This window comes from Rhodococcus sp. ENV425, assembly GCF_002887785.1.
Taxonomy (GTDB): domain Bacteria; phylum Actinomycetota; class Actinomycetes; order Mycobacteriales; family Mycobacteriaceae; genus Rhodococcus; species Rhodococcus aetherivorans.
In genome coordinates this window covers 30,440-38,984 of record NZ_PCZU01000203.1, presented here as the reverse complement: position 1 = coordinate 38,984, position 8,545 = coordinate 30,440, and the positions used below count along the sequence as shown (strand labels likewise).

The 8,545-nt window shown below is 71.4% G+C and carries 9 protein-coding genes and 1 pseudogene; 8 read left to right on the top strand and 2 right to left on the bottom strand.

Annotated features, from left to right (window positions below; translation table 11 throughout):
• Nucleotides 1-156 precede the first annotated feature (156 nt).
• The 3 genes from pheA to CQZ88_RS16985 all read left to right on the top strand — a co-directional run bounded on the left by pheA (nt 157) and on the right by CQZ88_RS16985 (nt 2,528).
• The gene (pheA, locus tag CQZ88_RS16995; RefSeq protein WP_065923216.1) at nt 157-1,071 is read left to right on the top strand and encodes a prephenate dehydratase; all 915 of its coding nucleotides are present in this window, start codon (nt 157-159) and stop codon (nt 1,069-1,071) included.
• Nucleotides 1,068-1,730, top strand: a complete 663-nt coding sequence (locus tag CQZ88_RS16990) for a histidine phosphatase family protein (RefSeq protein ID WP_065923215.1) — start codon at nt 1,068-1,070, stop codon at nt 1,728-1,730. The genes pheA and CQZ88_RS16990 overlap by 4 nt, the downstream gene beginning before the upstream one ends.
• A gap of 150 nt (nt 1,731-1,880) precedes the next feature.
• Nucleotides 1,881-2,528: a TetR/AcrR family transcriptional regulator gene (locus CQZ88_RS16985; RefSeq protein ID WP_006944631.1), complete on the top strand. Its 648-nt coding sequence runs from the start codon at nt 1,881-1,883 to the stop codon at nt 2,526-2,528.
• A 9-nt stretch (nt 2,529-2,537) separates the two neighbouring features.
• Here CQZ88_RS16985 and CQZ88_RS16980 read toward each other — a convergent pair whose 3' ends face one another.
• Nucleotides 2,538-3,320 (bottom strand): enoyl-CoA hydratase, encoded by a 783-nt coding sequence (locus CQZ88_RS16980; protein ID WP_065923214.1) that lies wholly within the window; start codon nt 3,318-3,320, stop codon nt 2,538-2,540.
• A gap of 50 nt (nt 3,321-3,370) precedes the next feature.
• Nucleotides 3,371-4,342 (bottom strand): NADPH:quinone oxidoreductase family protein, encoded by a 972-nt coding sequence (locus CQZ88_RS16975; RefSeq protein ID WP_029546944.1) that lies wholly within the window; start codon nt 4,340-4,342, stop codon nt 3,371-3,373.
• Nucleotides 4,343-4,562: 220 nt separating this feature from the next.
• Between CQZ88_RS16975 and CQZ88_RS16970 the strand changes: the two genes are divergently transcribed.
• From CQZ88_RS16970 to CQZ88_RS31220, 5 genes and pseudogenes are all read left to right on the top strand, one after another.
• Nucleotides 4,563-5,363 (top strand): crotonase/enoyl-CoA hydratase family protein, encoded by an 801-nt coding sequence (locus CQZ88_RS16970; RefSeq protein WP_006944628.1) that lies wholly within the window; start codon nt 4,563-4,565, stop codon nt 5,361-5,363.
• A gap of 78 nt (nt 5,364-5,441) precedes the next feature.
• Entirely contained in the window at nt 5,442-6,635 is a 1,194-nt protein-coding gene (locus CQZ88_RS16965) for a thiolase family protein (protein WP_029546945.1), read from the top strand.
• 27 nt (nt 6,636-6,662) lie between these two features.
• Nucleotides 6,663-7,424 carry a 3-hydroxyacyl-CoA dehydrogenase gene (locus CQZ88_RS16960; RefSeq protein WP_102800074.1) on the top strand — a complete coding sequence of 254 codons (762 nt, stop codon included), beginning with the start codon at nt 6,663-6,665 and terminating at the stop codon, nt 7,422-7,424.
• 40 nt (nt 7,425-7,464) lie between these two features.
• On the top strand, nt 7,465-8,127 hold the full coding sequence (locus CQZ88_RS16955) for a TetR/AcrR family transcriptional regulator (RefSeq protein WP_102800073.1): 663 nt from the start codon (nt 7,465-7,467) through the stop codon (nt 8,125-8,127).
• A 53-nt stretch (nt 8,128-8,180) separates the two neighbouring features.
• A pseudogene (locus CQZ88_RS31220) lies at nt 8,181-8,545 on the top strand (acyl-CoA dehydrogenase family protein); the annotation flags it as partial.

Genomic DNA, 8,545 nt, shown 5'->3' with positions numbered 1-8,545 from the left:
GCGCGAGATCCTGCTCGCCGTCGAGGTCGACGACCCGGCCGGCGTCGCGCGCGACCTCGCAGCCCTCGGCCTGGCGGCGCGATGACCCCGTTGCCGCGATGACCCCGTTGCCGCGATGACAGGGCCCGGACACGTTCGATGCGTACCCTTCTAGGCGTGCCCCGCATCGCCTACTTCGGCCCCACCGGAACCTTCACGGAGATGGCCCTCGCCCGGTTCGAGGACGCCGGCACCTTCGACGGCCCGGTCGAGCGGGTGTCGGCCGCCAGCCCGCCCGCGGCGCTGCAACTCGTGCGCGACGGCGCGGTCGACGGCGCAGTGGTGCCCATCGAGAGCTCGGTGGAGGGCTCGGTGCCCCCCACGATGGACGCCCTCGCGGTCGGCCCGCGCCTGCAGATCGTGGCCGAAACCGAGCTGGACGTCGCCTTCACCGTCGTGGCCCGGCCGGGCATCACGCTCGACGAGGTCCGCACCGTGCACGCCTATCCGGTGGCCGCCGCGCAGGTGCGCCAGTGGATCGTCGACCACATGCCGAAGGCCGACGTGGTGGCCGCCTCGTCCAATGCCGGCGCCGCCGAGGACGTCGCCGCCGGCAAGGCCGACGCCGGCGTGTCCACCGCCCTGGCCGGGCAGCGGCTCGGCCTGCCGGTCCTCGCCGACGGCGTCGCCGACCACGCCGGCGCCCGCACCCGGTTCGTGCTCGCCACCCGGCCCGCCCCCACGCCGGCGCGCACCGGCATCGACCGCACCTCCGTGATCCTGCAGCTGCCGAACGAACCGGGCTCCCTCGTGCGGGCCATGACCGAGTTCGCCACCCGCGGCATCGACCTCACCCGCATCGAGTCCCGCCCTACCCGCCAGGAATACGGGACCTACTTTTTCCACTTGGACTGTGTCGGCCACATCGACGACGCGCTCGTTGCCGAGGCGCTCAAGGCGCTGCACCGCTTCGCGCAGGTGCGGTTCCTCGGCTCCTGGGCGGCGGTGTCCCAGCACGGTGTGGCCCCGGTATCGGACGAAGAGGATGCGCAGTGGCTGCAACGGCTGCGGCGCGGGGAGGAAGAGCGTTGAGCGGCCGATTGATCCTGGTCCGGCACGGGCAGACGGTGGCGAATGTCGCACGTCGCCTGGACACCAAGCTGCCGGGCGCCGAACTGACCGACCTCGGCGTCGCGCAGGCCCGCACCCTCGGACAGGGCTTCGCGCAGCAGCCGCCGACAGCCCTGTTCGCCTCGCAGGCCCTGCGCGCCCGGCAGACCGCCGAGCACGTCGAGCTCGCCGCCCGTGTGACCACCGTCGTCCGCGAAGGCCTGCACGAGGTGCAGGTCGGTGAGCTCGAGGACCGCAGCGACGAGGAATCCCACGCGCTGTTCATGAAGGTGTACGAGTCCTGGCACACCGGCGACCTGCGCGACCGGGTGCCCGGCGGCGAATCCGGCCTCGACGTCCTGGACCGGTACCTGCCGGTGGTCGAGTCGCTGCGCACCGACTACCTCGACGACGGCTCGGGGGACGTCGTGGTGGTCAGCCACGGCGCCGCCATCCGCCTCGTCGCCGCGCACCTCGGCCGGGTGCCGGGCAGCTTCGCGACCAGCAACCACCTCGCCAACACCCAGAGCGTCGAACTGGTCCCGCTGCCCGGCGGCGGCTGGGAGTGCGTGCGCTGGGGCACCTTCCAGACGCCGTTCCACGACACCGGACGCGCCGGCGCCGACGATCCGATGGGTTAGCCCCCACCTCGTCGTCCGCGCGCCGTGGTGCTTCCTGCGCGCGTCCATCGCTCGCGGGGAGCCCCCGAGTGCGCAGGCGTCCCGGCCGGGGCCGACGCACAGGTATCCTCGAGCCGTCCGAATGTAGCGATCGATAGGTTGGGTACGGCAATGGGAACTTCCACCGACGACACCGTCGCGGACGGTGTCGCTGCGCCGGACTGGCGTCGCCTCGAGCCGATGGAGCTGACTCCCATTCTCTCCGCGGCGCTCGACGCCTTCTACGAGACCGGGTTCCACGGCACCTCGGTACGGGAGATCGCCCGCCGGGTCGGCGTCACCGTTCCCGCGCTGTACTACCACCACGAGAACAAGGAAGGCCTGCTCATCGCGCTGCTCGAGCTCTCGACCAGCGACGTGATGACCCGGGCCTACGCCGCCGACGCCGACGGCGGCGACGATCCGGTGCAGCGGCTCTCCAACGCCATCGAGGCGATCGTGCTGCGCATGACGAACCGTCCCCGCCTCGCCGCCCTCGAGGGCGAGGTGCGCTACCTCAGCCCCGAGAACCGGCAGCGCTACCGCGCGGTGCGCAAGGAGATCGAGAAGCTCGTCTTCGAGATCGTCGAGGACGGGACCCGGCGCGGGGCGTTCGACGTCGAGGATCCGGCCGAGACGACCCGTGCGCTGCTCGGCATGTGCCAGTCCATCCCGCGGTGGTACCACCGCGAGGGCTCCCTGAGCCCGGAGGAGGTGGCGCGCAAGTACGTCGCGATCGCCCTCAAGACGGTCGGCGCCACCCCTCCCCCGAAGCCCTGACGGGCGGACTCAGCCCCGGCCGAACACCGCCGTCCGCTTCTCCTGGAAGGCGCTCACGCCCTCGTGGAAGTCCGCGGACGCCAGCAGCTCGAGCTGCCCGGCGCGCTCGCGGGTGAACGCGCTGTCGAGCTCGCCGAGGGTCGCGTCGTTGATCGCGTCCTTGGTGGCGTGGAAGGCCTCGACCGGTCCGGCGGCGAGCCGGATGGCGAGCGCGTCGACGGCGGCGGCGAAGTCGTCGTCGGGGTGCACCTCGGCGATCAGCCCGGCCGCGAGTGCCTCGGTGACGGGCAGCCGTTCGGCGAGCAGCGCCATCTTCAGGGCACGGGCACGGCCGATCGATGCGGCGACGAGTGCGGTCGCGCCGCCGTCGGGCATGAGGCCGATGCGGGTGAAGGCGAGCAGCAGGTAGGCGGACTCGGCCGCGACGGTGAGGTCGCAGCCCAGGGCGAGGGACACGCCGACGCCGGCGGCGGGGCCGTTGACGGCGCCGATGACCGGGCGCGGGAAGGCGCGGATCGCGGCGACGGTGCGGTTGGCGGCGTCGATGGTCCCGGCCGACGGCGGAGCGGACAGGTCCTTGCCGGCGAGGTCGGCGCCGGTGCAGAAGGCGCGACCGGTGCCGGTGAGGACCGCGACGCGCACGGCGTCGTCGCCGGCGTGCTTCTCGAAGGCGTCGGCGACGGCCTCGAGGGTGGCGGTGGTGACGGCGTTCATCCGTGCGGGCCGGTTGAGGGTGACGCGCAGGATGCCGTCGTCGACGGTGACGTCGACGCCGACGGGATCGATGGTCATGGGTCCTCCGGGGGGTGGGGTTCTCGGGACGGTCAGGGTCTCTCTGGACGTCAGGGGCGCAGCGCCAGGGCGACCTTGCCGGTGGCGGAGCGATGTGCGAGCGACCGCAGCGCCTCGGCGGCGTGCGTCATCGGGTGGACGGTGGGTTCGGGGATCTGCAGTGCCCCGGAGCGCAGCAGCGGCTCGAGCTGCGCCCATTGCTGGGCGGTGTAGCCGGGGAAGGTACGCACGTATTCGCCCCATCCGGCGCCGAGGACCGAGATGTTCTTGAGCAGAAGACGATTCACTTTGACGGTGGGAATCTCGCCGCCGGTGAAGCCGAGGACCACGACCCGTCCGTTCGGTGCCAGGCTGCGCAGGCTGTCGGTGAACCGGTCGCCGCCGACGGGATCGAGAACGATGTCGACGCCGCGTCCGCCGGTGAGCTCGAGGACCCGGTCCTTGAAGCCCTCCACGGCGACGGTGTGGGTGGCGCGGTTGGCTTTCGCGACCGCGGCCTTCTCCTCGGTGCTCACCACCGCGATGGTCTCGAGTCCGAGCGCGGCCGCGACCTGCAGGGCGGCGACGCCGACCCCGCCTGCGGCGCCGTGCACGAGCACCGTCTCGCCGGCGCGGTAGCGGGCGCGTTCGTCGAGGGCGAAGTGGACGGTCAGGTAGTTCATGAGGAATCCGGCTCCGGCCGTCAGGGACACCGAATCGGGAAGCGGAAAGACGGATTTCGGATCCACCGCGACGGTCTGCTGCCAGGCGCCGCCGGTGGCGAGGACGGCGACGCGCTGCCCCGGGCTCAGGCCGCTGCCGGCCGGGGCGGTGCGCACCGTGCCGGCGCCTTCGACGCCGAGCACGGACGGCAGGGGGCGCACGACCTGGTAGCTCGCTGTGGTCTGCAGCAGGTCTGGGAACGAGACTCCGGCCGCGTGCAGATCGACGACGACGACGAGGCCGTCCGCATCGGGCTCGGGAAGGTCCACGAGCCGTACGCCGTCGGGCCCGGTTGCTTCGGTCAGTTGTACCGCCTGCATGAGTTCTCCTGCCGTCCTGGTGGCCGAGCCTGTCTCGGGGCTCCGTGTCTCGGGGCCCGTGTCTTCGGGAATCCGTGTCGCGGCTCACGCGTACGGCCTCATCCATACCAGAACCGTCTGATCGGACGCTAGTTAGACCAGACCATTGACCGATCGATCGATCCGTGATAGTCCTTTAGCGATCGATAAGTAACGCCGACTGTATCCGATAGGGGCGCACATGGCCGACGAGTCCACCGTTACCGAACCTGCCGCACAGTACGAGCGGCGTGGCGGCATCGCCGTCATCACGCTCAACCGCCCCCGGGCGCTCAACGCCGTGAACGCAGCGCTGGCGACGGCGGTCGGCACGCTGCTCGAGCAGGCGGAGGCGGACGACGACGTGCGCGTCGTGGTGCTCACCGGTGCGGGCCGCGCGTTCTGCGCGGGCGCCGACCTCAAGGCCCTGGCCACGGGCGAGAGCATCGCCGCCGACGGGCACCCCGAATGGGGTTTCGCCGGCTATGCCCAGCACTGGATCAGCAAGCCGACCATCGCCGCGGTCAACGGGTTCGCCCTCGGCGGCGGCACCGAGCTGGTGCTCGCGTCCGACCTCGCCGTCGTCGACGAGGAGGCCCAGCTGGGCCTGCCCGAGGTCAAGCGAGGTCTCTTCGCCGCCGCGGGCGGGGTGATCCGGCTCCAACAGCAGATCCCCCGCAAGGTCGCGCTGGAACTGGCGCTGACCGGTGAGCCGATCTCCGCTGCGCAGGGCAAGGAACTGGGCCTGGTCAACCGGGTCGCACCGCACGGCACGGCGCTCGAGATGGCGCTCGGGCTGGCGGAGACCATCGCCGCGAACGCTCCGCTCTCGGTACGCGAATCGAAGTCGATGATCCACCGGACCGCGCACGGCGCCGACTGGGAGCCGGGTGTGTGGGAGGCCAACGCCGCCGCGGTGAAGGTGGTGTTCACCAGCGACGACGCCAAGGAAGGCCCGACCGCGTTCGCGCAGAAGCGGCAGCCGGTCTGGAAGGGTCGCTGACCCCCTGATCTCGGCCCGGGGTCTCGTCGATCCCCTCCGGGGCACCCGGGCCGCTCCAACCCTCGAAAGGAACTCCTCATGACCAACGCTGTCATCGTCGACGTGGTCCGCACCGCGGTCGGCAAGGGCAAGCCCGGCGGCGCCCTGTCCGGCACCCATCCCGTCGAGCTGCTCGCCCACGTGCTGCGTGAGATCACCTCGCGCAACGACCTCGACCCCGCCCTCGTCGACGACGTCATCGGCGGCTGCGTCAACCAGGCGGGCGAGCAGGCCCTGAACATCTCCCGCACCGCCCTGCTGTCGGCCGGCTTCCCCGAGTCGGTGCCGGCCACCACCATCGACCGGCAGTGCGGCTCGAGCCAGCAGGCCGCCCACTTCGCCGCCCAGGGCATCATCGCCGGCGCCTACGACATCGTCATCGCGTGCGGTGTGGAGTCGATGAGCCGGGTGCCGATGGGTACCTCGTCGATGGGGCAGGACGCCTCCGGCCCGGGCATCGCCGCCCGCTACCCCGAGGGCCTGGTCAACCAGGGTATCTCCGCCGAGCTGATCGCCGCGAAGTGGAAGTTCGACCGCGAGGCCCTCGACGCGTTCTCGGCGCAGTCGCACCAGCGGGCCGCCGAGGCGATCGCCGCCGGTTTCTTCGACAAGGAGATCGTCCCGATCACGGTCACCAATGCCGCCGGTGAGCAGGTCCGGCACACCGTCGACGAGACGGTGCGCGCCGCCACCACCGCCGAGGCCCTGGCCGGGCTGAAGCCGTCGTTCTACACCGAGGCGTACGCCGCGCGCTTCCCGGAGGCCGGCTGGCACATCACCCCGGGCAACTCGTCGCCGCTGACCGACGGGGCGTCGGCGGTGCTGATCATGAGCGAGGAGGCCGCGGCCAAGCTGGGCCTGACCCCGCGGGCGCGGTTCCATTCCTTCGCCGTCGCCGGCGACGATCCGATGTTCATGCTCACCGCCCCCATCCCCGCGACGAAGAAGATCCTGGCCCGCTCGGGTCTGGGCATCGACGACATCGACGCCTACGAGGTCAACGAGGCGTTCGCCCCGGTGCCGCTGATGTGGGCGCACGAGTTCGGGGCGGATCCGGCCCGGCTCAACCCGCGCGGCGGCGCGATCGCCCTCGGACACGCCCTCGGCTCGTCGGGCACCCGGCTGCTGACCACGCTGGTCAACCACCTCGAGGCCACCGGCGGCCGGTACGGCCTGCAGACCATGTGCGAGGGCGCCGGCATGGCCAATGCCACCATCATCGAACGTCTCTGACCCGCAACCACATCCGAAAGGAATCTCATGATCGTCAACGACAGCGTTGCCGTCGTCACCGGCGGTGCCTCCGGCCTCGGCCTGGCCACCGTCAAGGCCCTGCTCGCCGACGGCGCGCAGGTCGTCATCATCGACCTGCCCTCCTCCAACGGTGAGACCGTCGCCAAGGAGCTCGGCGACCGCGTCCGCTTCGCCGCCGCCGACGTCACCGACGAGGCCGCCGTCGTCGAGGCCCTCGACCTCGCCGAATCGCTCGGCCCGCTGCGCGTCGCGGTCAACTGCGCCGGCATCGGCAACGCCATCAAGACCGTGAGCAAGAAGGGCGCTTTCCCGCTCGCCGACTTCACCAAGATCATCAACGTGAATCTCGTCGGCACGTTCAACGTGATCCGCCTGGCCGCCGAGCGCATCGCCAAGACCGAGTCGATCGACGGCGAGCGCGGCGTCATCATCAACACCGCCTCCGTCGCCGCGTTCGACGGCCAGATCGGCCAGGCCGCCTACTCCGCGTCCAAGGGCGGCGTCGTCGGCATGACCCTGCCGATCGCCCGCGATCTCGCGTCGCTGCTGATCCGCGTCGTCACCATCGCCCCCGGCCTGTTCAAGACCCCGCTCCTCGGCTCCCTGCCGGAGGAGGCGCAGGCCTCGCTCGGCCAGCAGGTGCCCCACCCGGCCCGCCTCGGCGACCCGTCCGAGTACGGCGCCCTGGCCGCGCACATCGTCTCCAACCCGATGCTCAACGGCGAGGTCATCCGCCTCGACGGCGCCATCCGCATGGCCCCGCGCTGAGCGCCGCCTGAGCTGATCGACGCGTGAGAGGACGGGGCCGATGACTGTGGAGCCCGCACCCCCCAGGTTCGCGAACTGGCGGGAGTTCGAGCCCCTACAGCTCGGCCCCATCCTCGATCACGCGCTGGAAGCCTTCGGAGAGAACGGTTTCCACGGAACCACCGTCCGCGACCTGGCCCGCCGGGTCGGGGTGACGGTGCCCGCGCTGTACTACCACCACGAGAACAAGGAAGCCGTTCTCGTCACCCTGCTCGACACCGCCGTCCGGGACCTGATCGAACGCGCCCTCGCCGCCGTCGGCGACGGTGGTGACGACCCCGTCCGGCGCTTCACCAACTTCGTCGAGGCGATCGTGCTGAACTCGACGCACCGCGCCCCGCAGTCCGCACTCGACTCCGAACTGCGGCACGTGTCCCCGCAGAACCGCCGCAACTACGCCGCGACCCGGAAGCGCCTCGAGCTCATGGCCCTCGACCTCGTCGACGACGGGGTCGAGCGCGGCGTCTTCGCCGTCGACGACATCGCCGAATCCGTGCGTGCCCTGCTCGGCATGTGCCAGTCCATCGCCCGCTGGTTCCGGCTCGGCGGCCCGCTCACTCCCGACCAGGTCACCGCCCGCTACACCGTCATCGCCCTGCGCATCGTGGGATACCGGGCCGCGCCGGACCCGCCCAGCGAATCGTCGCCGGTGCGGAGGAACTGAGCGCCGATCGCCCCGCCGACCCGACCGTCCTTCGCCCTCCTGGGAGAGAACCGATGCACCGCAACCTTTTCGAAGCCGACCACGAGGCGTACCGGGACACGGTGCGCGAATTCCTCGCCCGCGAGGTCGAACCGCACTACGAACGGTGGGAGACCGAGCGGCTCATCGACCGCTCCGCCTGGCTCGCCGCCGGCAAGTCCGGCATCGTCGGCCTCGGCGTCCCCGAAGAATACGGCGGCTCCGGGGTGACCGACTACCGGTTCCGCTGCGTCGTCGCCGAGGAGATCGCCCGCACCGGCACCACCTCCTTCGGCTCCGGCATGAGCCTGCAGGACGACATCGCCATCCCCTATGTCGCCGACCTCGGCACCGAGGACCAGAAGCGGCGCTGGCTGCCCGGCATGGCCGCCGGAGAGCT

Coding starts and splice junctions, on each gene's coding strand:
- CQZ88_RS16955 (WP_102800073.1), top strand. CDS start 7,465: ATGACTGTGGAGCCCGCACCCCCCAGGTTCGCGAACTGGCGGGAGTTC.
- CQZ88_RS16960 (WP_102800074.1), top strand. CDS start 6,663: ATGATCGTCAACGACAGCGTTGCCGTCGTCACCGGCGGTGCCTCCGGC.
- CQZ88_RS16970 (WP_006944628.1), top strand. CDS start 4,563: ATGGCCGACGAGTCCACCGTTACCGAACCTGCCGCACAGTACGAGCGG.
- CQZ88_RS16975 (WP_029546944.1), bottom strand. CDS start 4,342: ATGCAGGCGGTACAACTGACCGAAGCAACCGGGCCCGACGGCGTACGG.
- CQZ88_RS16985 (WP_006944631.1), top strand. CDS start 1,881: ATGGGAACTTCCACCGACGACACCGTCGCGGACGGTGTCGCTGCGCCG.
- CQZ88_RS16980 (WP_065923214.1), bottom strand. CDS start 3,320: ATGACCATCGATCCCGTCGGCGTCGACGTCACCGTCGACGACGGCATC.
- CQZ88_RS16965 (WP_029546945.1), top strand. CDS start 5,442: ATGACCAACGCTGTCATCGTCGACGTGGTCCGCACCGCGGTCGGCAAG.